This window comes from Streptomyces sp. NPDC046909 (assembly GCF_040644695.1).
GTDB lineage: Bacteria > Actinomycetota > Actinomycetes > Streptomycetales > Streptomycetaceae > Streptomyces.
In genome coordinates this window covers 653,164-676,910 of record NZ_JBEYXC010000003.1, presented here as the reverse complement: position 1 = coordinate 676,910, position 23,747 = coordinate 653,164, and the positions used below count along the sequence as shown (strand labels likewise).

The following is a 23,747-nucleotide window of genomic DNA, read 5'->3' as shown; positions in this document are numbered from 1 at the left end:
CCACGATATGGCCAAAACCTCGCACCTCTCGCAGGAAACGGGTGGACGCCGGGGGCACCCGTCAGACAGCCTGACCTGCGTGTCGACACCTTCCCTCGCCGATCTCCCCATCCGCCGACTGACGCTCCGCGATCTCACCGCCTGCGCCGACTTGTCCGAGGACCGGGGGTGGCCAAGCGAGGAGCACAAGTGGGGCTTCCTCCTCACCTCCGCGAGGGGATACGGCATCGACGACCCGGACGGCGGCCTCGTCACCGCCTGCGTGGTCACCGCGTACGGGCCGCGGGACCGCCCCGATCTGGCGGCCATCGGCATGGTGCTGGTCGCCGAACGCCACGCCCGCCAAGGCATCGGCCGCCGGCTGATGCGGCACGTGATCGCGGAGATGGGCACCACCCCGCTGGCCCTCCATGCGACGCCGTACGGCCGACCGCTCTACGAGGAACTCGGCTTCAAGGTCACCGGCCGGGCGGAAATGGTACGGGGCCATTTCACGGCCGCCGGATACGAGCCCTCCGTCGCCACACGTGCGGCCACCGCCGAGGACCTCACCGCCATCCTCCGGCTCGACGAGGAGGTCTTCGGCGCCGACCGCACCCACATCGTCACGCGCCTGCCCGCCTTCGCCGACCAGCTGCGGGTCGCCGAGGCGGACGGCCGGATCATCGGGTACTCCGCCGCGTGGCCCAACATGGACACCCACGTCGTGGGCCCGCTCGTGGCCCGGGACACGGAGACCGCGAAGGCGCTCGTCGCCTCCCTCGCCGCCCGCACCGATCGCGCGCTGCGCACGGACATCGACGTACGGCACGAGGAGCTGCGGACGTGGCTGAAGGAGCACGGCCTTGAGTCGCTCGTCTTCAACGACGTGATGACGTACGGGATCTCGGAGCTCCCCGGGGACTGGAGCCGGCGGTTCGCCCCGGTGACGGTGGCGGCCTGAACCGACTGCGCCGGGCCCTTTCCGGGCCCGGCGTCGTCCCGCGCGGCGGCTCAGTGGCGCACGGCAGCTCAGTGACTCACAGCGGCCCTGTGCTCAGCCTCGTGGTCGGCCTTCTGCTCGGCCGGCGCTGCTCCCGCGACGAGGGCGCTGGGAGAGCTGTGGCGGCGTTCCAGGGCTGTCGAGACCACAGCGAGCCCCAGGGCGGCCGCGGCCAGTACGGCGCCCACCCAGTTGGGGGCGGTGTAGCCGAACCCGGCGCCGATGACGAGACCGCCGAGCCAGGCGGAGAGCGCGTTGCCCAGGTTGAAGGCGCCGATGTTCACGGCCGAGGCCAGCGTGGGGGCGCCGTGCGCCTGGTCGAGGACGCGCTTCTGCAGGGGCGGGACAGTGGCGAAGCCCAGGGCGCCGATAAGCGCGATCGTGACGGCCGCGAGGACCTTGTTGTGCGCGGTCAGCGTGAACAGCGCGAGGACGACCGCGAGGGCGCCCAGAGACACGTACAGCAGGGGCATCAGGGCGCGGTCGGCGTACTTGCCGCCGACGAGGTTGCCTCCGACCATGCCGAGGCCGAAGAGGACGAGCAGCCAGGTGACGGAGCCGTCGGCGAATCCGGCCACATGGGTCATCATCGGCGCGATGTAGGTGATGGCCGCGAAGACGCCGCCGAAGCCCAGCACGGTCATCGCCATCGCGAGCAGGACCTGGGTGTTCTTGAAGGCGGCCATCTCATGGCGCAGGCGCACGCCCTCCGGCTTGGGCATGTCGGGGACGAGCTTGGCGATGCCGGCCAGGCCGAGGACGCCGAGCGCGGCGACCAGGGCGAAGGTGACGCGCCAGCCGACGGTCTGTCCCACGAGGGTGCCGAGCGGAACTCCCACGACATTGGCGACGGTGAGGCCGGTGAACATCATCGCGATGGCTCCGGCTTTCCTGTCCGGGGCGACAAGGTCCGCCGCGACGACCGAGCCGATGCCGAAGAAGGCGCCGTGGGCGAGTGAGGCGACCACGCGGCCGATCAGCATGACGCTGAAGGCGGGGGCCAGGGCGGACAGCAGGTTGCCGGCGATGAACAGGCCCATCAGCAGCATCAGCATGCGCTTGCGGGAGACCTTGGTGCCGAGCACCGTCATCAGCGGGGCACCGAACATGACGCCGAGCGCATAGCCCGTCACCAGGAAGCCCGCCGTGGGGATGGAGACCCCGAAGTCGCCCGCGACCTCGGGCAGCAAGCCCATGATCACGAACTCGGTGGTCCCGATTCCGAAGGCCCCGATCGCGAGAGCCAGGAGCGCGAGAGGCATGGAGACTGCACCTTCCCAAGTGATTGCAGGAGCGCTTTACGACTCACGACAATACTTGCAGACGCTGTCTATTTGCAAGCGATGACTATTGCGCACCTGCTCTATCCTGGTGTCAGCCGCTCCGGGACGAAGGAAGCACCGATGACAGCGACGGATCCCGCACTCACCGCCCTCGCCCAGGGCTGGTGCGCCCTCTCCCTGCTGCACGGCAGGATCGAGGCCCACATCGAACGGGCCCTCCAGGCCGAGCACGACCTCAGCGTGCGCGAGTACTCCCTGCTCGACGTCCTCAGCCGCCAGCACGACGGGGACGGAGGCCATCTGCAGATGAAGCAGGTCGCCGACGCCGTCGTCCTGAGCCAGAGCGCCACCACCCGGCTGGTCACCCGCCTGGAGGACCGCGGACTGCTCACCCGCTACCTCTGCCCCACCGACCGCCGCGGCATCTACACCAACGTCACCGAGGCCGGCATCGAGCTCCTCGAAGCGGCACGGCCGACCAATGACTCCGCCCTGCGCGAGGCCCTCGACGAAGCGGCCAAGAACCCCGAACTGGCACCGCTGGTACGGGTGGTGGAGTCCCTCAACGTGCCCGCCTAGGGTGGCGGGCATGGGAGATCTTGAAATACGTGCCGCCGTCACCGGCGACATCCCCGCGATCGTCGGCATGCTCGCCGACGACCCCCTGGGGGCCCAGCGTGAATCGCCGGACGACCTCACCCCGTACCTGACCGCGCTGGAGCGGCTCGCCGCCGATCCGAACCAGCACCTGGTGGTCGCCGTCCGCGAGGGCCGCGTGATCGGCACACTCCAACTCACGGTGATTCCCGGGCTCTCCCGACGCGGCTCGACCCGGTCCATCATCGAAGCGGTCCGCGTCCATGCCGACGAGCGCGGCAGCGGCCTGGGCACTCAGCTCATCGAGTGGGCCATCGAGGAATCCCGGCGCCAGAACTGCCGGCTGGTCCAGCTCACCTCCGACGCCACCCGCACCGACGCGCATCGCTTCTACGAGCGGCTGGGCTTCGAGGCCTCGCACGTGGGATTCAAGCTGCCGCTGTGAGGCCCCGAGTGCCACGCGGCGGAGGGGCCTGCTGCACAGCAAGTCACATGAAGGGGTCTGTTTCACGTGAAACAGACCCCTTCACCGCTCAGCCGATCCCGCGCCACCCCTCCGGGTCCACCCCACCCGGCACAGGAGCCTCCTTGTCGTACGGCTGACGCGTGAACACGAACGACCCGAGGTCCAGGTGGCTCACACTGCCCTCAGGCCGCCGTACGGCCTTCAGGGGCTCCCCGGCGAAATAGCCCTCCAGCCCGGTCCACGTTCCGTCCCCGTTCGACCGGAAGCGCGAGCGCCGGCCACTGCCGCCGAGGGGATCCAGCGAGACCCCGCCCTCCGTCGTCATCCGCAGAGCGAAGGCGTGCGTGCCCCAGTACCAAGGCCCCGCCAACTCCAGTACCGCCGGGTCGACTTCGGGCAGGGGTCGCCACGGCTCGGGAATCCGCGGCTCGGCCTCCGCGACGATGCGGACGAGATCGGCGCCCACGGAGCCCAGCAACGGGCCCGATGTGCAGTTCGCCAGGACCACCGCCGCGACATCGTCCGCCACGCTGATGGTGAGGTTCGCCAGGAAGCCCGGCAGAGACCCCGAGTGGCCGACCAGCAGCCGTCCGTCCCGGCTCTGCACCTGCATTCCGAGACCGTAGGCGGCACCGTCCACGACATCCGTGGCCTCCGGCGGCGCGGCGGGCGTCCGCATTTCCCGTACCGTCTCCGCGCTCAGCACACGGTCGTCCCCCGCCACCAGGAAGGCGGCGAGCTTCGCCAAGTCACCAGTGGTGGACCAGAGTTGACCCGCCGGGGCCATCCGCCCCAGGTCCTCCGTGGGTTCCGGAAGCATCACATCGGCCCAGGGGTGCACCGCCCAGCCGCCCGCATGCGGCGCCCGGGGCCGGGAGCTCGTGCGGTCGAGGCCCAGCGGTTCGAGCACCTCGCGCCGCAGAACGTCCTCCCACGGGGCACCACGCAACTTCTCGACCAGGGCGCCCAGCAAGGTGTACCCGGGGTTCGAGTAGTGGTGGCGCCGTCCGGCCGGATGCAGGAAGGGCTGTTCGCCGAGCACATCGGCGAGTTCGGGACGCAGCGAGCCCGGCGTGCGCTCCCACCACGGACCTGGTGACTCGGCCGCCAACCCGGCCGTGTGCGCGAGCAGTTCGACAATGGTGGCCTCCCCCGCGCCGGTGCCCGGCAGATGCTTCTCCAGCGGATCGCCGAGGTCGACAAGCCCCTCGTCGCGCAGCCGCAGCACCAGCACGGCGGTGAAGGTCTTGGTGATCGAGCCGATCCGGTACTGCACGTGCTCGTCCGGTCCGTGCCCCTCCACCGAGGTCCGCGAGCCGTGCCAGACGGCCCGACCGCCCCGCACCACCGTCGCCACCAGCGACGGGGAACGCCCCTCGGACTGGGCCACGCCGATCCGGTGCAGCAGCGCCCGGCGTGTGCCGGGAAGCAGCTCTTCCTGAGATGTCGTCATGGGCCCAGTCCACCCCGCGAGGCACCGGGGCGTCGAACCCAATACGCCCGCGGCGGGCGGATCAGGTCTGCGCCATGTCCACGAAGCGCGAGTAGTGGCCCTGGAAGGCGACCGTGATCGTCGCCGTCGGACCGTTACGGTGCTTGCCCACGATGATGTCCGCCTCGCCCGCGCGAGGCGACTCCTTCTCGTAGGCGTCCTCGCGGTGCAGCAGGATCACCATGTCGGCGTCCTGCTCGATGGAGCCGGACTCACGCAGGTCGGACACCTGCGGCTTCTTGTCCGTGCGCTGCTCGGGACCACGGTTCAGCTGCGAGAGCGCGATCACCGGGACCTCCAGCTCCTTGGCGAGGAGCTTGAGGTTACGGGACATGTCCGAGACCTCCTGCTGACGGCTCTCGGAGCGCTTGCCGGACTGCATCAGCTGGAGATAGTCGATGATCACGAGCTTGATGTCGTTGCGCTGCTTCAGCCGACGGCACTTCGCCCGGATCTCCATCATCGACAGGTTCGGGGAGTCGTCGATGTAGAGCGGCGCAGCCGAGACCTCCGGCATCCGGCGGGCCAGCCGCGTCCAGTCGTCGTCCGTCATGGTGCCGGAGCGCATGTGGTGCAGGGCCACCCGCGCCTCGGCCGACAGCAGACGCATCGCGATCTCGTTGCGCCCCATTTCGAGGGAGAAGATGACGCTCGGCAGGTTGTTCTTGATCGACGCCGCCCGCGCGAAGTCCAGCGCGAGGGTGGACTTGCCCATGGCGGGACGCGCGGCGATGACGATCATCTGGCCGGGGTGCAGACCGTTGGTGAGCGAGTCGAGATCCGTGAAGCCGGTCGGGACACCGGTCATCTCGCCGGTACGGGAGCCGATCGCCTCGATCTCGTCGAGGGCGCCCTCCATGATGTCGCCGAGCGGCAGATAGTCCTCGCTGGTGCGCTGCTCGGTGACCGCGTAGATCTCGGCCTGGGCGCGGTTGACGATCTCGTCGACGTCGTCGTCGGCCGCGTATCCCATCTGGGTGATGCGGGTACCGGCCTCGACCAGCCGCCGCAGGACCGCGCGCTCGTGCACGATCTCGGCGTAGTACTCGGCGTTCGCCGCCGTCGGCACCGTCTGGACGAGGGTGTGCAGATACGATGCGCCGCCGACCTTGTTGATCTCGCCGCGCTTGGTGAGCTCGGCCGCGATCGTGATCGGGTCGGCCGGCTCGCCCTTGGCGTAGACGTCGAGGATCGCCTGGAAGATCGTCTCGTGCGCCGGTTTGTAGAAGTCGTGGCCCTTGATGACTTCCACGACGTCCGCGATGGCGTCCTTGGACAGGAGCATGCCGCCGAGGACGGACTGCTCGGCGTCAAGGTCCTGCGGCGGTACCCGTTCGAAGGACGAACCCCCGCCGTCCCACTCACCGTTCTCCCGGCCGCGGTCGTGCTGCTCGTCCCGTGCCCGGCCCCCGTCACCGCGGCGGCGCGAGGCAGGCAGGCGATCACTGGGACCGCTGTCGGCCCACGGATCGTCCAAGGGCTCGGAAATGCTCACCGAGCCACCTCCTCCCGTCCGCCGAGCGGACCTCGCCGTGCCTCTCTTTCTACGGCACGGCACTGACAAATAAGAGGCCCAACTCCGGTTCTGGCGCGTCGGTTTTGTGATGGTTTCCAGACCGACGGACGGAGCGGGCGCCGGACCACGGTAGGCCTCCCGGCACCGTCAGCCAATCTGGTTATCCACAGGCCATGTGGACGACGGCCCGGATGCTGTGGAGAACTCGCCGAAACCTGTGCACGACACGGTGGACAGGCCTGTGAACAAGCTCGCGCCACTCACGCCGCACCCGCCTTGACCTGCGAACTTACCGTCCACCGGCTGTGCAGAAGAAAAACTTCCCCAGTCGGACCAAGATCACATCGAACGACACGCACAAGCACGCGCCACAAGATATGGAGTAAGGGTCTTAAGGCGATTGCATCTCTTACCTGTGGACGATTAGATTGGTGGTCATGACACACGCTCCCGCGACCCCGCGCGCCACGCGACGACAGCACGACCGAGAGATCGTCGCACTGGCCGTCCCGGCCTTCGGTGCGCTGGTCGCCGAGCCCCTCTTCGTCATGGTCGACAGCGCCATCGTGGGCCACCTCGGCACGGCACAACTCGCGGGACTGGGAGTCGCCTCGGCCCTCCTCACGACGGCCGTCAGCGTCTTCGTCTTTCTCGCCTACGCCACCACGGCGGCCGTTGCCCGACGTGTCGGCGCCGATGACCTCCAGGCCGCCATCCGCCAGGGCATGGACGGCATCTGGCTGGCCCTCCTGCTCGGCGCGGCGGTGATCGCCGTCGTCCTGCCCACGGCACCGACCTTGGTGGAACTCTTCGGCGCCTCGGACACCGCCGCCCCGTACGCGACCACCTATCTGCGGATCTCGTCCCTCGGCATCCCGGCCATGCTCGTCGTCCTCGCCGCGACAGGAGTGCTGCGCGGACTCCAGAACACCAGGACACCGCTGTACGTCGCCATCGGCGGTTTCGTCGCCAACGCCGTCCTCAACGCGGGCCTCGTCTACGGCGCCGACCTCGGCATCGCCGGCTCCGCCTGGGGCACCGTCATCGCCCAGTGCGGCATGGCCGCCGTCTACCTCGTCGTGGTCGTACGCGGAGCCCGCGCCCATGGCGCCTCGCTGCGTCCCGATGCCGCGGGTATCCGCGCCTCAGCACATGCGGGGGCCCCGCTCCTCGTCCGGACTCTCTCACTGAGGGCGATCCTGATGATCGCCACTGCTGTGGCGGCCCGCCTCGGCGACGCCGATATCGCGGCCCATCAGATCACCCTGTCCCTGTGGAACCTGCTCTCCTTCGCCCTGGACGCCATCGCCATCGCCGGCCAGGCCATCATCGGCCGCTATCTCGGCGCGGGCGACGCCCAGGGCGCGCGCGAGGCCTGCCGTCGGATGGTGCAGTGGGGCATCGCGACCGGCGTGGTCCTCGGCCTCCTGGTCATCGTGGCCCGACCTGCGTTCCTGCCGCTGTTCACCAGTGACCCCGTAGTGAAGGACGCAGCCCTGCCCGCCCTTCTCGTGGTGGCGCTCGCCCAGCCGATCTGCGGGATCGTGTTCGTCCTGGACGGAGTCCTGATGGGCGCCGGCGACGGACCGTATCTGGCCCGGGCCATGGTGCTGACGCTGGCGGTCTTCGCTCCCGTGGCGCTGCTCATCCCCACGCTCGGCGGAGGCCTCACCGCTGTCTGGGGAGCGATGGCGCTGATGATGACGATCCGCCTGCTCACGCTCTGGCTGCGGTCCCGTTCAGGCCGCTGGATCGTCGTCGGCGCCACGCGCTGAGCTGGGTTCGCTGCTGAAGAGGCGCCCTCGCACTGACCGTTTCACGTGAAACACGGCGCCCCACGACGTTTCACGTGAAACACGCCGGGTTCCACCCCTGCGTTTGGGCACGCAAGAGGGGCCGCACCACCATGGGTACGGCCCCTCTCACAACTGCTCAAACCGAGCGCAGCGATCAGGCCGCGACGACCTCGATGCTGACCTTGGCGGCAACCTCGGGGTGCAGACGCACGGACGTCTCGTGGGCGCCCAGGGTCTTGATCGGGGCACCGAGCTCGATGCGGCGCTTGTCGACCTCGGGGCCACCGGAAGCCTTGATCGCGGAAGCGATGTCGGCCGGGGTGACGGAACCGAAGAGACGACCGGCGTCGCCGGAGCGAACGGCCAGGCGGACCTTGACGGCCTCGAGCTGGCCCTTGACCTGGTTGGCCTGCTCGATGGTCTGGATCTCGTGGATCTTGCGAGCGCGACGGATCTGCTCGACGTCCTTCTCGCCACCCTTGGTCCAGCGGATAGCGAACTTCCGCGGGATCAGGTAGTTGCGAGCGTAACCGTCCTTGACGTCGACGACGTCGCCAGCGGCACCGAGGCCGGAGACCTCGTGGGTGAGGATGATCTTCATTATTCGGTCACCCTTCCCTTAGCGCGCGGTGGACGTGTAGGGCAGCAGCGCCATCTCACGGCTGTTCTTGACGGCCGTGGCGACGTCACGCTGGTGCTGCGTGCAGTTGCCGGTCACGCGGCGGGCACGGATCTTGCCGCGGTCGGAAATGAACTTCCGCAGCATGTTCGTGTCCTTGTAGTCCACGTACGTGACCTTGTCCTTGCAGAAAGCGCAGACCTTCTTCTTAGGCTTGCGCACAGGCGGCTTCGCCATGGTGTTTCTCCTGTGTGATCAAGAAGTGTGGGTACGACCCACCCTTGGCCCGAAGGCCTAGAAGGGGGGCTCGTCCGAGTAGCCGCCGCCCTGCTGGCCGCCGCCGGAGTTTCCACCCCAGCCGCCGCCACCGCCGCCGCCCTGGTTGCCACCGGCGGGAGCGCCGGTCGCCCACGGGTCGTCGGCGGGAGCGCCGCCGCCCTGCTGGCCGCCGCCGGAGTTTCCACCCCAGCCGCCGCCACCCTGGCCGCCACCGCCGCCGTAACCACCCTGGCCACCACGGCCGGCACCGCCGGCCGTCTTGGTGACCTTGGCCGTGGCGTTCTTCAAGCTGGCGCCGACTTCCTCGACGTCCAGCTCGTAGACCGTGCGCTTGACGCCCTCACGGTCCTCGTAGGACCGCTGCTTCAGCCGGCCCTGCACGATGACGCGCATGCCTCGCTGGAGCGACTCCGCGACGTTCTCCGCCGCCTGACGCCAGACCGAGCAGGTCAGGAACAGGCTCTCGCCGTCCTTCCACTCATTGGTCTGACGGTCGAAGGTGCGGGGGGTGGACGCGACACGGAACTTCGCGACCGCCGCACCGGAAGGGGTGAAGCGCAGCTCGGGGTCGTCGACAAGATTGCCGACGACCGTGATGACGGTCTCGCCTGCCATGGGGAACCTCTCGGCGGGTTTGCTGCTCTGGCTGCTTGGTTGCTGCTACTCGAATCCCGGGATCAACTGAGCGGGAGAGCTCAGTGGGTCTCGGGGCGGAGGACCTTGGTCCGGAGGACCGACTCGTTCAGGTTCAGCTGGCGGTCGAGCTCCTTGACGACCGCAGGCTCGGCCTGCAGGTCGATGACCGAGTAGATGCCCTCGGGCTTCTTCTTGATCTCGTACGAGAGACGACGACGGCCCCAGGTGTCGACCTTCTCGACCTTTCCGTTGCCCTCACGGACGACGGAGAGGAAGTTCTCGATCAGGGGGGCGACAGCGCGCTCCTCCAGATCGGGGTCGAGGATGACCATCACCTCGTAGTGACGCATGTGGAACCCACCTCCTTTGGACTCAGCGGCCACGGTCGTTCCGTGGCAGGAGGGTCGTGATGCGTACGCAACGGTATCGGCCGCCACTGACAATCGGGGCTTCCTCGCGGTAGTCCCGGTCGTGACATGGGCAGACACCAGTGCAGACGGTACAGAGTACCCGCACCTCGGCTTCCGGTTGAAATCCGGCCGCCAGGGCCGACAATCTGTACACATCGGGTGTGTATGGCGCTACGATGCGCCGCCTTTCGCAGGAGGTGCCCTATGGCACAAGCATTGCGACCCAACACCGTCGGAGGCCTGTTCGCCACGGACGGCAAAGCCCACCCCCTCCAGGACACCCTGCTCGCGGTGACCCTGGTGCTGGGGATCACGTCGTTCGTGACGGCGATGTTCCACAATCTGCACCTGCTCAGCTCCTGGACCGGGCTGGTCGGGATCCTCACCGGCGCCTACGGCCAGTGGATCTCGGAGACGACCCGTGAGCGCTTCGGACTGATCCTCGGTCTCGGTGCCGCCGCGGTCGGCTTCTTCCTCGGCATGGCGCACGGCGGCCTCTTCGGCGGAGTCATCAGCTGACGCCACCGGCACCGTCCCCTTAACACCACACAAAGCACCTCGGAACGCCTCGGCGGCCCACCGGCCGGGGCGCAGGTTCCGTACGCCCAGTCGGGGCGCTCGCCAGGCGCAGTAGGCTTCGGCGCGAGAGCCGGAGCCCCTGTACCCATGGGGACACACCAGCCCGAGGAGCGCCCCGAATGAGCCTGACCCTGAGGACGATCAGCCGCGAGCAGCATCTGGCGTACATCCAGAGCCTGCCGGCGGCGAGCCACATGCAGGTTCCGGCCTGGGCAGACGTCAAGGCGGAGTGGCGCTCGGAGAGCCTCGGCTGGTTCGACGACAGGACCGGCGAGATGGTCGGTGCGGGCCTCGTCCTCTACCGTCAGCTGCCCAAGATCAAGCGCTACCTCGCCTATCTCCCCGAGGGCCCGGTCATCAACTGGTTCGCGCCGAATCTGACGGACTGGCTGGAACCGATGCTCGCCCACCTCAAGCACCAGGGCGCCTTCTCGGTGAAGATGGGCCCGCCGGTGATCATCCGGCGCTGGGAGGCCACCTCCATCAAGGCGGGCATCCAGAATCCGGACGTGAAGCGGCTGCGCGACATCGAGGCCGACTTCATCGAGCCGCGCGCCTTCGAGGTCGCCGACAAGCTCCGCCGGATGGGCTGGCAGCAGGGTGAGGACGGCGGCGCCGGCTTCGGTGACGTCCAGCCGCGGTACGTCTACCAGGTGCCGCTGGCGAACCGCTCCCTGGAAGAGGTCCACAAGAACTTCAACCAGCTGTGGCGCCGCAACATCAAGAAGGCCGAGAAGGCCGGCGTCGAGGTCGTCCAGGGCGGCTACCAGGACCTCGAGGAATGGCAGCGGCTGTACGAGATCACGGCTGTGCGCGACCACTTCCGGCCGCGCCCGCTGTCGTACTTCCAGCGCATGTGGACGGCCCTCAACACCGAGGACCCCAACCGGATGCGGCTGTACTTCGCCCGCCACAACGGTGTGAACCTGTCGGCGGCGACGATGCTGATCGTCGGCGGCCACGTCTGGTACTCCTACGGCGCCTCCGACAACATCGGCCGTGAGGTCCGGCCCTCGAACGCGATGCAGTGGCGGATGCTGCGTGACGCCTACGCGCTCGGCGCGACCGTCTACGACCTGCGCGGCATCTCCGACTCGCTGGACGAGACCGACCACCTCTTCGGCCTGATCCAGTTCAAGGTCGGCACGGGCGGCCAGGCCGCCGAGTACCTCGGCGAGTGGGACTTCCCGCTCAACAAGCTGCTCCACAAGGCGCTCGACATCTACATGTCGCGGCGCTGAACCCCGCGGGTTTGCTTCCATAGCTTCGGCGGCTTCGACTCGTTCGTTCGCTTCCATACCTCTGATACACCGCAGCCACGAGAAAGGTTCCAGGTCCGGCCATGGCGCTCACGCTCTACGTCGACACCGCGCGCTGGCGTGCGCACCACAAGCACGTGCAGGACCAGTTCCCAGGACTCGTCCCGGTCTGCAAGGGCAACGGCTACGGCTTCGGCCACGAGCGGCTGGCGGAGGAGGCCACGCGGCTCGGCTCGGACGTCCTCGCCGTCGGCACCACGTACGAGGCCGCGCGCATCAAGGACTGGTTCGGCGGCGACCTGCTGGTGCTGACGCCCTACCGCCGCGGTGAGGAGCCCGTACCGCTGCCCGACCGGGTCATCCGCTCGGTGTCGTCGATCGACGGCGTCTACGGCCTCGTGGGCGCCCGTGTCGTCATCGAGGTGATGTCCTCGATGAAGCGGCACGGCATCAGCGAGCAGGACCTGCCGCAGCTGCACGCCGCCATAGAGAACGTCCGCCTGGAGGGCTTCGCCATCCACCTGCCGCTGGACCGCACCGACGGCTCGGATGCCGTCGAGGAGGTCATCGGCTGGATGGACCGCCTGCGCGCGGCCCGCCTGCCGCTGCACACGATGTTCGTCAGCCACCTCAAGGCCGAGGATCTCGCTCGGCTCCAGCAGCAGTTCCCGCAGACCCGCTTCCGCGCGCGGATCGGCACGCGGCTGTGGCTGGGGGACCACGAGGCCACCGAGTACCGCGGGGCCGTCCTGGACGTCACGCGCGTGGCCAAGGGCGACCGCTTCGGCTACCGGCAGCAGAAGGCGGCCTCGGACGGCTTCCTGGTCGTCGTGGCGGGCGGTACGTCGCACGGGGTGGGCCTGGAGGCCCCCAAGGCGCTGCACGGCGTCATGCCGCGCGCCAAGGGCGTCGCCCGCGCGGGCCTCGCCACGGTGAACCGGAACCTTTCTCCGTTCGTCTGGGGCGGCAAGCAGCGCTGGTTCGCCGAGCCGCCGCACATGCAGGTCTCGATCCTGTTCGTGCCCTCCGATGCCCCGGAGCCGAAGGTCGGCGAGGAGCTGGTGGCCCATCTGCGGCACACCACCACGCAGTTCGACCGCATCGTCGACCGCTGAGCGCCGTACGGACGACTCAACAGCCCTGCGCAGACAGCCGAAAGGCCGTACACGGACTGCCCGTGTACGGCCTTTTGCGTGGGTCGCCTACGCCCTGTTCGCTCAGAGCGAACGGTCCGCGGGAGAAGCGGGGTCGCCCCACTCCACCTGCGGGCCCGCGAAGTGGGCGGCGTGCCGCGGGGGATGGGCGGCCGGGCCGAGGACGAAGACGTCCTCCGCGCCGTCGAGCACGCCCCCTGACGGATCGTCCTCGCCGGACCGGCGCACCACGTCCCGCTCCGGCATCCAGATGTCGCGCACGATCACCGCACACAGGTACAGCGTCCCGAGCAGGTGCAGCCCGATCGCCCAGTGGTAGCCGTCCTGGGGCAGGCCCTTGTGGGCGTCCGCGCTGGTCGTGTACGCGAGGTACATCCAGATGCCCAGGAAGTACGCCACCTCGCAGGCCTGCCAGATCAGGAAGTCCCGCCACTTGGGCCGGGCCAGGACGGCCAGGGGGACCAGCCACAGGACGTACTGCGGCGAGTAGACCTTGTTGGTGAGGATGAACGCCGCCACGATCAGGAAGGCCAGCTGGGCGAAGCGCGGCCGGCGCGGCGCGGTCAGCGTCAGCGCGGCGATGCCGACGCAGCACAGCAGCACCAGCAGCGTGGCGAACGTGTTGACCGTGTCGGTGCTGAGCGGGTCGCTCGAGTTCTGGGCCATGATCAGCCAGAAGGACCCGAAGTCGACGCCCCGCTCCTGGCTGAACTCGTAGAACTTCGCCCAGCCGTCCCAGGCGAGCAGCATCACCGGAAGATTGACGACCAGCCAGGAGACGGCGGCGCCTCCCAACGCCTTCCCGAAGTCCCGCCATTTGCCCGCGCGCCAGCACAGCACGAACAACGGGCCGAGGAGGAAGACGGGATAGAGCTTGGCGGCCGTGGCGAGGCCCAGCAGGACGCCGAAGGCGAGCGAACGGCCCCGCGACCACATCAGCATCGCCGCGGCCGTCAGAGCGACCGCCAGCAGGTCCCAGTTGATGGTGGCGGTCAACGCGAAGGCGGGCGCCACGGCGACCAGCAGACCGTCCCAGGGGCGCCGGGCGTGGGTACGGGTCACGCATACGGCGATGACGGCGGCGCAGGCCATCAGCATCCCGGCGTTGACCATCCAGTACCACTGCTCCTGGTCCTGGATGCTGCCGCTGCCCGGCGTGAGCCAGGAGGCGACCTCCATGAACACACCGGTCAGCACCGGGTATTCGAGGTACTCCATGTCGCCGTTCAGCTTGTCGAAGTACGGCACGAGCCCGTCGGCGAAGCCGCGTCCCGCGTAGAGGTGCGGGATGTCCGAGTAGCACGCGTGCGTGTACTGCGAGCTGGCGCCGAAGAACCAGCCGCCGTTGTAGCAGGGCGCCTTCTGGACCAGGCCGAGGGCGAACATGCCGATCGCCACGAGCGCGATGATCCGCACGGGCGTCCACCAGGACGTCCCGAGCAGCGCACGCCGCCCGATGGGACCGCCGATCAGCTCACTGCCGTTCGCGGCGATCTCGTCATCCTTGGTCGGCCGCACCGGCTCCGGCTCGTGCACGCTCGCTTGCGTCGATTCTGCGCTGGGCATGGGGCACATCCTGCCGTACGTGTCTAGGAATACGCCGAGGGCCGCCGCACCTGGCGGGTGCGGCGGCCCATGTTTCACGTGAAACACCCTCGGCGGGCGATACGGCGGCTAACCGGTCGATCCTCCGAAGAGGCCGCCATTTTGATTGCCTCTGGTGGTGTCGGTCTCCGTGGCCGTCGGTGTGGAGGTCACCCCTCCGTCCGTACCACCGGTGTCCGTGCCTCCGTCGTCCGAGCACTGCCAGCTGAACTTGCAGGACTCGCTCGCCGTGGGCGAGGGAGCGGAGAAGGTCGGGCTCGGCTCCTCGCTCGGAGTCGCGCTCGGCGTCTCGCTCGGAGTCGCGGTGACGGACGGGGTCGGGGAGGGGGCACCGTCCTCGTCCTGGACCTCGCCGATCTTCTCGGCATCCGGGAAGCCAGGGTCGTTGTCGCCCTTGAGGGCGGCCTTCATGTACTCGGTCCAGATGGACGTCGGAATGTCTCCACCGTGGATGGAGTCCTCACCGGCCGTGCCGTTCATGGAGAGCAGCTTGCTGCTCTTCGGGTCCTCACGGAACATCGCGACCGACGTCGACAGCTGCTGGGTGTAGCCGACGAACCAGGCGGACTTGTTCTCGTCGGTGGTACCGGTCTTGCCGGCCGCCGTACGCCCCAGGGCCTTCGCGTTCGTACCCGTACCGTTCTGGATGACGTTCTCAAGGACGTCTGTGACGTTGTGCGCCACGTTCTCGGGCATAGCCAACGTGACCTTCGGCTTGTCAAAGCCCTGAAGTTCCTGCCCGTCCTTCTTCACGCCGGTCACGGAGTACGGGTCCGCGTGCTTACCGGACGCGGCGAACGTCGCGTAGGCATCTGCCATGCGGATGGCGCTGGGAGTTGATGTACCGAGGGAGAAGGAGGCGTTCGGGTCCTGCGGCATGCTCTCGTCCAGGATTCCGGACTTCTCCGCCACGCCCCTCACCTTCATCAACCCCACGTCCATGCCGAGCTGCACGAACGGCGTGTTGACGGACTGTTCCATCGCCTTGCGGAGGCTGATGTAACCCCAGGGATAGTTACTCTCGTTCTCCTGATAGAAGACCGAGTTGTCCTTTTTCAGGACGTAGGTGCCGTCGTTTTTCCTGACCTTGAGATGGTCGTTGCCGTTGTACTTGCTGAGCGGCGAGACTCCGACGTCCGGATCCTTGTACGTGCCGTATTCCATGGCCGCGGCGAGCACAAACGGCTTCCACGTCGAACCGACGGGCACACCCGAAGTGTTCGCATTGTTGTTGAAGTGGTCGTTCTCGTAGCCGGCGCCGCCATACAGCGCGACGATCGCACCGTCATTGGGGCGCACCGACGCCGCACCGAACTGGACGTGCTTGTCCTTCTCGCGCTTCTCGGGATCGATCTTCTGCTTCTCGATCTTCTTCACAGCCGCCGCGAGATCGTCGACCTTGTCCTTCTCGAAGGTCGTGTAGATCTGGAATCCGCCCTTGTCGAACTCGGTCTGCGAGATGTCCGAGTGGGACAGCACGTACTTCTTGGCCGTGTCGACGAGGTAGCTGATCTGCCCGGTCATGCCCTTGGTCGCCTTGAGGCCCTGGGGCGTCGGGTACTTCTTGATGGCTTCCTGGTACTCGGCGTCCGTGATGCGCTTGTCGTCGTGCATCTGCTCCAGGATCCAGCCCCAGCGTTCCCTGGAACGCTCGAGGTTCTTGTCCTTGGTCGCGGAGGGGTCGATGCTCGTGTTGTCGACCGGGTCGTAGTACGTCGGGCCCTTGAGGAGCGCGGCCAGGAAGGCGCACTGGGACACCGAGAGCTTCTCCGCGTCCACGCCGTAGTAGGTCTGAGCGGCGGCCTGGATGCCGTACGCGTTGCGGCCGTAGTACGAGGTGTTGAGATAGCCCTGGAGGATCTCGTCCTTGGTGAGCTTCGTGCCCACCTTTATGGAGATGAACATCTCCTTGAACTTCCGGGAGACCGTCTGTTCCTGGCTCAGGTAGGTGTTCTTCACGTACTGCTGGGTGATGGTCGAACCACCCTGGGTGTCACCGCCGCGCGCCATGTTGGCGAGCGCTCGTGCGATACCCATGGGGTCGACGCCCGAGTCGGTGTAGAAGCTCTTGTTCTCGGCGGAGATCACGGCCCACTGCATGGCCTTCGGGATCTTGTCGATCGTGACGTTCTGCCGGTTGGCGCCGGCTCCCGTCGCGACCATCCGGGTGCCGTCCTCCCAGTAGTAGACGTTGTTCTCCGACTTGGCCGCGGCGTTCTCGCTGGGGATGCTGACCATCGCGTAACCCAGACCCGCGATCGCCACCAGCCCGCCCAGGAACGCCAGGGACAGCCCGGACACGAGCTTCCAGGACGGCATCCAGCGCTGCCATCCGTACTTGCCCGCGCGCGGATAGTCGATGAACCGGTTCTTGCCGGAGGCGGCGGCTCGGCCTCGTCCAGGACCGCTCGGGCCGCCGGGGCCACCGCGTCGGGCGCCGCGGCCGGCGGGTTCGGCCGCTCTGCGTCGGCTGCCCCCGCTTCTCTGGGCCGCGCGCCGGGCCTCGGCGCGGCCGCCGTACGGCCGCTCCTCGCCTCCCGACCCGTATGAACCCGACCCGTACGAGTCGGAAGGAGATCCGGTGGCGCCTCGCGGTGCCGCACGGCGGCCGGAGGACGGACCGGACTGGCCGCGTCGGGCCTCGGCACGTCCGCCTCCCTGCGGCTGCGGCGGTTTGCGACGGTGCTCGCTCATCGAACGACTACTCCTCGGGCAGGCGCATCCGTGCGCGCCTGGAAACGGCGGCTGGTTTCCGGTCCCCCCGAAGTACGGATGTGGTCGCTTTCGCATTCACCCGTACTGCACCGGGGACGACGACGCCCTCAGACGTCACTCGGTTCCCGGTGGTGTGCATGGCGCACAGACTACGCACCGTCAAAACCCGCCTAGCCCCGAAGTTCACCCCAAATCAGGCAACTTGCCTCGGATGAATAAGTGATGTGATCCCGTTCACCGTCTCCCCACTTGTCGCATGCGGATGGCCGTTCTATCGTCATGATGTATCGAGTCGATACATCAGAGCGAGATAAGCGAACCAGGGACGAGGAGGCGAGAGGATGAGCCGGCGCTCAGGGATCCTCGAGTTCGCCGTCCTCGGCCTGCTCCGCGAGTCCCCGATGCACGGCTATGAGCTGCGCAAACGACTCAATACATCACTGGGTGTGTTCCGCGCGTTCAGCTACGGCACGCTCTACCCCTGCCTCAAGACGCTGGTCGCCAACGGCTGGTTGATCGAAGAGCCGGGGAACGCTCCCGAGGACGCCCTCGCCGCCACACTCGCGGGACGTCGCGCCAAGATCGTCTATCGGTTGACGGCGGAAGGTAAGGAGCACTTCGAGGACCTGCTCTCGCAGACCGGCCCCGACGCGTACGAGGACGAGCACTTCGCCGCGCGGTTCGCCTTCTTCGGCCAGACCTCGCGCGACGTACGCGTACGCGTGCTGGAAGGCCGCCGCAGCCGGTTGGAGGACCGGCTGGAGAAGATGCGCGTCTCCTTCGCGCGCACCCGGGAGCGCCTCGACGACTACACGCTTGAGCTCCAGCGCCACGGAATGGAGTCCGTGGAGCGCGAAGTGCGCTGGCTGAACGAGCTCATCGAGAGCGAGCGGGCCGGACGCGACCTCAAGGGGTCCGCCTCCGGGGGGCCCGCTCAGTCCTCTCAGCAGAACAACACCACTGGAGCGACGGGCAACCTGCCACGGCCCGGGGACACCCCCCGGACCGATCTGCCCGACGACACCGCCACGTGAGCGCCCAGTCAGGGCCTCACTCGTACACACAGGGAGCAACCGGAATGGGTTCGGTCCGCGTAGCCATCGTTGGCGTGGGCAACTGCGCCGCGTCGCTGGTCCAGGGAGTCGAGTACTACAAGGACGCCGACCCGGCGACCAAGGTCCCCGGCCTGATGCACGTCCAGTTCGGCGACTACCACGTCGGTGACGTCGAGTTCGTCGCCGCCTTCGACGTCGACGCGAAGAAGGTCGGCCTCGACCTCTCGGACGCCATCGGTGCCAGCGAGAACAACACCATCAAGATCTGCGACGTCCCGAACAAGGGCGTCACGGTCCAGCGCGGCCACACCCTCGACGGTCTCGGCAAGTACTACCGCCTGACCATCGAGGAGTCCGCCGAGGAGCCGGTCGACGTCGTCCAGGTCCTCAAGGACAAGCAGGTCGACGTTCTCGTCTGCTACCTGCCCGTCGGTTCCGAGGACGCGGCGAAGTTCTACGCCCAGTGCGCCATCGACGCCAAGGTCGCCTTCGTCAACGCCCTTCCGGTCTTCATCGCCGGCACCAAGGAGTGGGCGGACAAGTTCACCGAGGCGGGCGTCCCGATCGTCGGTGACGACATCAAGTCGCAGGTCGGCGCGACCATCACGCACCGTGTGATGGCGAAGCTGTTCGAGGACCGCGGTGTCCGTCTTGAGCGCACGATGCAGCTCAACGTCGGCGGCAACATGGACTTCAAGAACATGCTGGAGCGCGACCGCCTGGAGTCCAAGAAGATCTCGAAGACGCAGGCCGTTACCTCGCAGATCCCCGACCGCGACCTGGGCGAGAAGAACGTCCACATCGGTCCCTCGGACTACGTGGCCTGGCTCGACGACCGCAAGTGGGCCTACGTCCGTCTTGAGGGCCGTGCCTTCGGTGACGTCCCGCTGAACCTGGAGTACAAGCTCGAGGTCTGGGACTCCCCGAACTCCGCGGGTGTCATCATCGACGCCCTGCGCGCCGCGAAGATCGCCAAGGACCGCGGCATCGGCGGCCCGATCCTGTCGGCGTCCTCGTACTTCATGAAGTCCCCGCCGGTCCAGTACTTCGACGACGAGGCCTTCGCCAACGTCGAGAAGTTCATCAAGGGTGAGGTCGAGCGCTAAAGCTCACCGTCGCTCAAAAACGCTCCTGCCAGGGCTGTGTCGAGGGTCCCCGGGTTGTACCGCCCGGGGACCCTTCCCTTGTGTGAGGCTGTGCCCCATGGCCGTCGTACGTGACCTGCGCGTCCTGCTCCGCTTCCAGGGCTTCAGACGCCTTCTCGCCGTACGCCTGCTCTCCCAGGGCGCCGACGGCGTCTTCCAGGTCGCGCTCGCCGCGTACGTCGTCTTCTCCCCGGAGAAACAGACCTCGGCCGCCGCCATCGCCTCCGCCATGGCCGTCCTGCTGCTCCCCTACTCCCTGGTGGGCCCCTTCGCCGGCGTCCTGCTGGACCGCTGGCGCCGCCGCCAGATCTTCCTCTACGGCAACCTGGTGCGCGCGGCGATGGCCTCCGCGACGGCCGTCCTGATGCTCAGCGACGCCCCGGACTGGCTCTTCTACGTCTCCGCCCTGTGCGTCACGGCCGTCAACCGCTTCGTCCTGTCGGGCCTGTCGGCCGCCCTGCCACGCGTGGTCGACGACGAACGCCTGGTCATCGCCAACTCCCTTTCCCCCACGGCGGGCACGCTCGCCGCGACCGCGGGCGGCGGTCTGGCCTTCGTCGTACGACTGGTGGTCGCCGATTCCGACGCGGCGGTGGTGCTGCTGGGCGCTGCCCTGTACCTGTGCGCGGCGCTCGCCTCCCTGCGCATGTCACCGGAACTGCTGGGACCCGACCAGGAGTTGGTCCGGCCACGCCTCTCCACGGCCCTCTCCGGCGCCGCACACGACCTGGTGGCCGCCGTACGCCACCTCGCCTCGCCGGCGCGCCGACAGGCCGCCCGAGCGCTCGCCACGATGACGCTGATGCGGTTCTGCTACGGCGCCCTGCTGGTCATGCTGCTGATGCTGTGCCGGTACGAGTTCTCCTCGACCACCGATGACGGACTCGCCCTGCTGGGGCTGGCGCTGGGCATCTCCGGCGCCGGCTTCTTCGCGGCGGCCGTCCTGACGCCCTGGACGGCGGGACGGCTCGGGCCCGGCCGCTGGATCGCCGTGTGCGCGGCGGCCGCCGCGGTCCTGGAACCGGCCCTCGGCCTGCCGTTCGCGGTCGCCCCCATGCTCGTGGCGTCGTTCGTCCTGGGCCTGACCACTCAGGGCGCGAAGATCGCGACGGACACCATCGTGCAGTTCTCTGTCGACGACGGTTTCCGGGGCCGGATCTTCTCCGTCTACGACGTGCTGTTCAACGTCGCCTTCGTGGGAGCGGCCGCCGTGGCCGCTCTGATGCTGCCGCCGGACGGGCGCTCCGTGGTGCTGGTGGTCACAATTGCCGTTATCTACGGAGCAGTTGCAGCCACTATGACCCACTTTGAACGGCGGTAAGTGTCACATCAACGCCACAGAGTCCCCCTGGAGTACAGGAGTGTCACTGGCGCCCGGTAGCTTACGTGCGTCTTACTCGCTCCTTATGCGTGTCACACACTCATGTTCTAGGGGGACCCCCAAGTGTCTACTCCGCCGCCCCAGGGCCAGAACCCGTTCGCGCAGGGCCAGCAGCCCTACGGCCAGCCCCAGGGCCAGGCCCCGTACCCGCCCGAGGGCGGTAACCCGTACGCCCAGGGTCAGCCGGGCGTTCCCCCGCAGGGCGCCGCGCCGTACGCGCCCGTCCCGCCGGAGCAGCCGCGCCGCAAGCTCAGCTTCAAGACGATCAAGAACATCGTCATCGTCGTGGCCGTCGCCGGTATCGCCATTGGCGGTTACATAACGAGCCGCGATGACGCCGACCAGGCGAAGGTCGGCGATTGCATGAGCATCTCCAACCCGGACAGCACGACTGACCCGGGCCTGGAGGTTGTCGGCTGCAGCGACTCCAAGGCTGCGTACAAGGTCGCGGAGAAGAAGGACGGCACGACTGAAGGGTGCGACCGCAACAAGTACTCGGAGTACACCGAAACGGGCGGCAGTAAGGACTTCACCCTCTGCCTTGAGGACTACTCGGCCAAGTAGGTCCACTCTCATCATGAGCGGGGCGATGTTTCACGTGAAACATCGCCTCAGCGATCAAGATGAGAGATAGATCGCGTTTCACCTCTACCTCCGTCAGTCATGTACATGCCGTGCTAGTTTCGGCTTGACCAAGCGACTAAAGGGGGCACGTTGAAACGAGCATTTGGCATCGTCAGCGCAGCAGTAACCCTGTCTGCCGCGGCAATCGTCGCGGCTCCGCCAGCCAGCGCTAGCACAGCCGATCGAAACTCTTGCATCAGCGCTTTGAGCGTCTGCGTGTGGCAAAACACGAATTACGAGGGCAACCGATTTGCGGCTAGCGGCAACTGGACCGGGGGCTGTGCGAACTCCCTGACTCTCGGCCACTCAGTGGCGAATGGCAGGACCTTCGACGTCCGTTACTACTCGAAGGACAACTGCACCGGTTCGTACTTCGATATAGGCGCTCACGACTACTCATCGAGTACGCCGTTCGCAGTCCACAGCTTCAGGGCGGTTCTGTAGCCCTGCCCGACAGGCAGCCTTAGCATCAAGAGGCGCCACTCTCACGGCCAGATCGCACCTTCGTGGAACGGGGTCATGTTTCACGTGAAACATGACCCCGTTCCACAGGCTCAGCCCTGCTCGGCCCACCACTCCTTGAGCGCCTTGGCCGCGGCGTCCTCGCCCATCGGCCCGTTCTCCAGGCGCAGTTCCAGCATGTGCTTGTACGCGCGACCGACAGCCGGACCGGGGCCGACGCCGAGGATCTCCATGATCTGGTTGCCGTCCAGGTCGGGACGGATCGCGTCGAGCTCCTCCTGCTCCTGGAGTTGAGCGATGCGCTCCTCCAGGCCGTCGTACGCACGGGACAGCGCGGCCGCCTTGCGCTTGTTGCGCGTGGTGCAGTCCGAGCGGGTCAGCTTGTGGAGCCGGTCGAGGAGGGGGCCGGCGTCACGGACGTAACGGCGGACCGCGGAGTCCGTCCACTCTCCCGTGCCGTATCCGTGGAAGCGCAGGTGGAGTTCGACCAGGTGTGAGACGTCCTTCACCAGATCGTTGGAGTACTTCAACGCCGTCATGCGCTTCTTGGTCATCTTCGCGCCGACCACCTCATGGTGGTGGAACGAGACCCGGCCGTCCTTCTCGAACCGGCGCGTGCGCGGCTTGCCGATGTCGTGCAGGAGGGCGGACAGCCGCAGGACCAGGTCGGGGCCGTTGTCCTCCAGCGCGATCGCCTGCTCCAGCACGATCAGCGTGTGTTCGTAGACGTCCTTGTGGCGGTGGTGCTCGTCGCTCTCCAGACGGAGCGCCGGGAGCTCGGGCAGGACGTGGTCGGCGAGGCCGGTGTCGACCAGCAGTGTCAGGCCCTTGCGGGGGTGCGCGGACAGGATGAGCTTGTTCAGCTCGTCCCGGACGCGTTCGGCCGACACGATCTCGATGCGCGCCGCCATGTCCTTCATCGCGGTGACGACCTCGGGAGCCACCTCGAAGCCGAGCTGCGCCGCGAAGCGCGCGGCCCGCATCATCCGCAGCGGGTCGTCCGAGAAGGAGTCCTCAGGGGTGCCCGGGGTGCGCAGCACGCGCTCCGCGAGGTCGTCGAGCCCGCCGTGCGGATCGATGAACTCCTTCTCCGGCAACGCGACGGCCATCGCGTTCACGGTGAAGTCCCGCCGGACGAGGTCCTCCTCGATGGAGTCGCCGTACGAGACCTCGGGCTTGCGCGATGTCCGGTCGTAGGCCTCCGACCGGTAGGTCGTGACCTCGATCTGGTAGCCGTCCTTCTGCGCCCCCACCGTGCCGAAGGCGATTCCGACCTCCCACACGGCGTCCGCCCACGGGCGCACGATCTTCAGTACGTCCTCGGGGCGGGCGTCGGTCGTGAAGTCCAGGTCGTTGCCGAGCCGGCCGAGCAGCGCGTCCCGGACCGAGCCGCCGACCAGGGCGAGAGAGAACCCGGCCTCCTGGAAGCGGCGGGCGAGGTCGTCGGCGACAGGGGCGACCCGCAGCAGTTCACTCACCGCGCGGTGCTGCACCTGACTCAGGGCGCTGGGGGTGTCTTCGTTGGCGTTCGGCACAACAGAAAAGGGTACGTGGCCCGGGCGACCCCAGGCGCCTCCATTAAATCTGCACAGCCGGATACGCGGGGCCCACCCCTCCGGCTTTAAGAATCGCTCCCCTTTATACGCACACATACGGGACGGCCCGGACTCTTCCCCCGATCTTGTGGAGCAG

At 67.7% G+C, this 23,747-nt stretch carries 22 protein-coding genes; 12 read left to right on the top strand and 10 right to left on the bottom strand.

Annotated elements, in window-relative coordinates; translation table 11 throughout:
- Window positions 1-79 precede the first annotated feature (79 nt).
- Entirely contained in the window at window positions 80-943 is an 864-nt protein-coding gene (locus ABZ928_RS11880; RefSeq protein WP_361517202.1) for a GNAT family N-acetyltransferase, read from the top strand.
- A 68-nt stretch (window positions 944-1,011) separates the two neighbouring features.
- Here ABZ928_RS11880 and ABZ928_RS11875 read toward each other — a convergent pair whose 3' ends face one another.
- Window positions 1,012-2,244, bottom strand: coding sequence for an MFS transporter (locus ABZ928_RS11875; protein WP_361517200.1), 1,233 nt, complete (start codon window positions 2,242-2,244; stop codon window positions 1,012-1,014).
- Window positions 2,245-2,385: 141 nt separating this feature from the next.
- Here ABZ928_RS11875 and ABZ928_RS11870 point away from each other — a divergent pair, with 141 nt between their 5' ends.
- Both ABZ928_RS11870 and ABZ928_RS11865 read left to right on the top strand, forming a co-directional pair.
- Window positions 2,386-2,844 (top strand): MarR family transcriptional regulator, encoded by a 459-nt coding sequence (locus tag ABZ928_RS11870; RefSeq protein ID WP_361517197.1) that lies wholly within the window; start codon window positions 2,386-2,388, stop codon window positions 2,842-2,844.
- Between the two features lie 10 nt (window positions 2,845-2,854).
- A complete protein-coding gene (locus ABZ928_RS11865; RefSeq protein WP_361517195.1) occupies window positions 2,855-3,307 on the top strand; it encodes a GNAT family N-acetyltransferase in 453 nt (150 codons plus the stop codon).
- Window positions 3,308-3,395: 88 nt separating this feature from the next.
- Here the strand turns inward: ABZ928_RS11865 and ABZ928_RS11860 are convergent, their stop codons facing one another.
- Window positions 3,396-4,781, bottom strand: coding sequence for a serine hydrolase domain-containing protein (locus tag ABZ928_RS11860; protein ID WP_361517193.1), 1,386 nt, complete (start codon window positions 4,779-4,781; stop codon window positions 3,396-3,398).
- Window positions 4,782-4,842: 61 nt separating this feature from the next.
- Window positions 4,843-6,315 (bottom strand): replicative DNA helicase, encoded by a 1,473-nt coding sequence (gene dnaB / locus ABZ928_RS11855; protein WP_361517191.1) that lies wholly within the window; start codon window positions 6,313-6,315, stop codon window positions 4,843-4,845.
- Window positions 6,316-6,773: 458 nt separating this feature from the next.
- Between dnaB and ABZ928_RS11850 the strand changes: the two genes are divergently transcribed.
- On the top strand, window positions 6,774-8,111 hold the full coding sequence (locus ABZ928_RS11850) for an MATE family efflux transporter (RefSeq protein ID WP_361517189.1): 1,338 nt from the start codon (window positions 6,774-6,776) through the stop codon (window positions 8,109-8,111).
- 175 nt (window positions 8,112-8,286) lie between these two features.
- Here ABZ928_RS11850 and rplI read toward each other — a convergent pair whose 3' ends face one another.
- The 4 genes from rplI to rpsF form a co-directional block, all read right to left on the bottom strand.
- Entirely contained in the window at window positions 8,287-8,733 is a 447-nt protein-coding gene (rplI, locus tag ABZ928_RS11845; protein WP_188290056.1) for a 50S ribosomal protein L9, read from the bottom strand.
- An 18-nt stretch (window positions 8,734-8,751) separates the two neighbouring features.
- Window positions 8,752-8,988 carry a 30S ribosomal protein S18 gene (gene rpsR, locus ABZ928_RS11840; protein WP_003949403.1) on the bottom strand — a complete coding sequence of 79 codons (237 nt, stop codon included), beginning with the start codon at window positions 8,986-8,988 and terminating at the stop codon, window positions 8,752-8,754.
- A 57-nt stretch (window positions 8,989-9,045) separates the two neighbouring features.
- Window positions 9,046-9,645, bottom strand: a complete 600-nt coding sequence (locus ABZ928_RS11835) for a single-stranded DNA-binding protein (protein WP_361517187.1) — start codon at window positions 9,643-9,645, stop codon at window positions 9,046-9,048.
- Between the two features lie 80 nt (window positions 9,646-9,725).
- Window positions 9,726-10,016, bottom strand: coding sequence for a 30S ribosomal protein S6 (gene rpsF / locus ABZ928_RS11830; protein WP_007383258.1), 291 nt, complete (start codon window positions 10,014-10,016; stop codon window positions 9,726-9,728).
- 264 nt (window positions 10,017-10,280) lie between these two features.
- On the opposite strand from rpsF, the gene ABZ928_RS11825 reads away from it, so the two are divergent.
- The 3 genes from ABZ928_RS11825 to ABZ928_RS11815 all read left to right on the top strand — a co-directional run bounded on the left by ABZ928_RS11825 (window position 10,281) and on the right by ABZ928_RS11815 (window position 13,029).
- The gene (locus tag ABZ928_RS11825; RefSeq protein WP_361517185.1) at window positions 10,281-10,595 is read left to right on the top strand and encodes a hypothetical protein; all 315 of its coding nucleotides are present in this window, start codon (window positions 10,281-10,283) and stop codon (window positions 10,593-10,595) included.
- Window positions 10,596-10,774: 179 nt separating this feature from the next.
- Window positions 10,775-11,896, top strand: a complete 1,122-nt coding sequence (gene femX, locus ABZ928_RS11820; protein ID WP_361517183.1) for a peptidoglycan bridge formation glycyltransferase FemX — start codon at window positions 10,775-10,777, stop codon at window positions 11,894-11,896.
- Window positions 11,897-11,997: 101 nt separating this feature from the next.
- A complete protein-coding gene (locus ABZ928_RS11815) occupies window positions 11,998-13,029 on the top strand; it encodes an alanine racemase (RefSeq protein WP_126273066.1) in 1,032 nt (343 codons plus the stop codon).
- 102 nt (window positions 13,030-13,131) lie between these two features.
- Here ABZ928_RS11815 and ABZ928_RS11810 read toward each other — a convergent pair whose 3' ends face one another.
- Window positions 13,132-14,634, bottom strand: a complete 1,503-nt coding sequence (locus tag ABZ928_RS11810) for a glycosyltransferase 87 family protein (RefSeq protein ID WP_361517181.1) — start codon at window positions 14,632-14,634, stop codon at window positions 13,132-13,134.
- A gap of 108 nt (window positions 14,635-14,742) precedes the next feature.
- A complete protein-coding gene (locus ABZ928_RS11805; RefSeq protein ID WP_361517655.1) occupies window positions 14,743-16,992 on the bottom strand; it encodes a transglycosylase domain-containing protein in 2,250 nt (749 codons plus the stop codon).
- A gap of 737 nt (window positions 16,993-17,729) precedes the next feature.
- On the opposite strand from ABZ928_RS11805, the gene ABZ928_RS11800 reads away from it, so the two are divergent.
- From ABZ928_RS11800 to ABZ928_RS11780, 5 genes are all read left to right on the top strand, one after another.
- On the top strand, window positions 17,730-18,422 hold the full coding sequence (locus ABZ928_RS11800; protein ID WP_361517179.1) for a PadR family transcriptional regulator: 693 nt from the start codon (window positions 17,730-17,732) through the stop codon (window positions 18,420-18,422).
- Window positions 18,423-18,466: 44 nt separating this feature from the next.
- Window positions 18,467-19,549 (top strand): inositol-3-phosphate synthase, encoded by a 1,083-nt coding sequence (locus ABZ928_RS11795; protein WP_361517177.1) that lies wholly within the window; start codon window positions 18,467-18,469, stop codon window positions 19,547-19,549.
- 97 nt (window positions 19,550-19,646) lie between these two features.
- On the top strand, window positions 19,647-20,909 hold the full coding sequence (locus ABZ928_RS11790; protein WP_361517175.1) for an MFS transporter: 1,263 nt from the start codon (window positions 19,647-19,649) through the stop codon (window positions 20,907-20,909).
- A 123-nt stretch (window positions 20,910-21,032) separates the two neighbouring features.
- On the top strand, window positions 21,033-21,533 hold the full coding sequence (locus tag ABZ928_RS11785; RefSeq protein ID WP_361517173.1) for a hypothetical protein: 501 nt from the start codon (window positions 21,033-21,035) through the stop codon (window positions 21,531-21,533).
- A gap of 150 nt (window positions 21,534-21,683) precedes the next feature.
- Window positions 21,684-22,037 (top strand): peptidase inhibitor family I36 protein, encoded by a 354-nt coding sequence (locus ABZ928_RS11780; RefSeq protein WP_361517171.1) that lies wholly within the window; start codon window positions 21,684-21,686, stop codon window positions 22,035-22,037.
- Between the two features lie 110 nt (window positions 22,038-22,147).
- Here ABZ928_RS11780 and ABZ928_RS11775 read toward each other — a convergent pair whose 3' ends face one another.
- Window positions 22,148-23,590 carry a CCA tRNA nucleotidyltransferase gene (locus ABZ928_RS11775; RefSeq protein ID WP_361517169.1) on the bottom strand — a complete coding sequence of 481 codons (1,443 nt, stop codon included), beginning with the start codon at window positions 23,588-23,590 and terminating at the stop codon, window positions 22,148-22,150.
- Window positions 23,591-23,747: the final 157 nt, after the last annotated feature.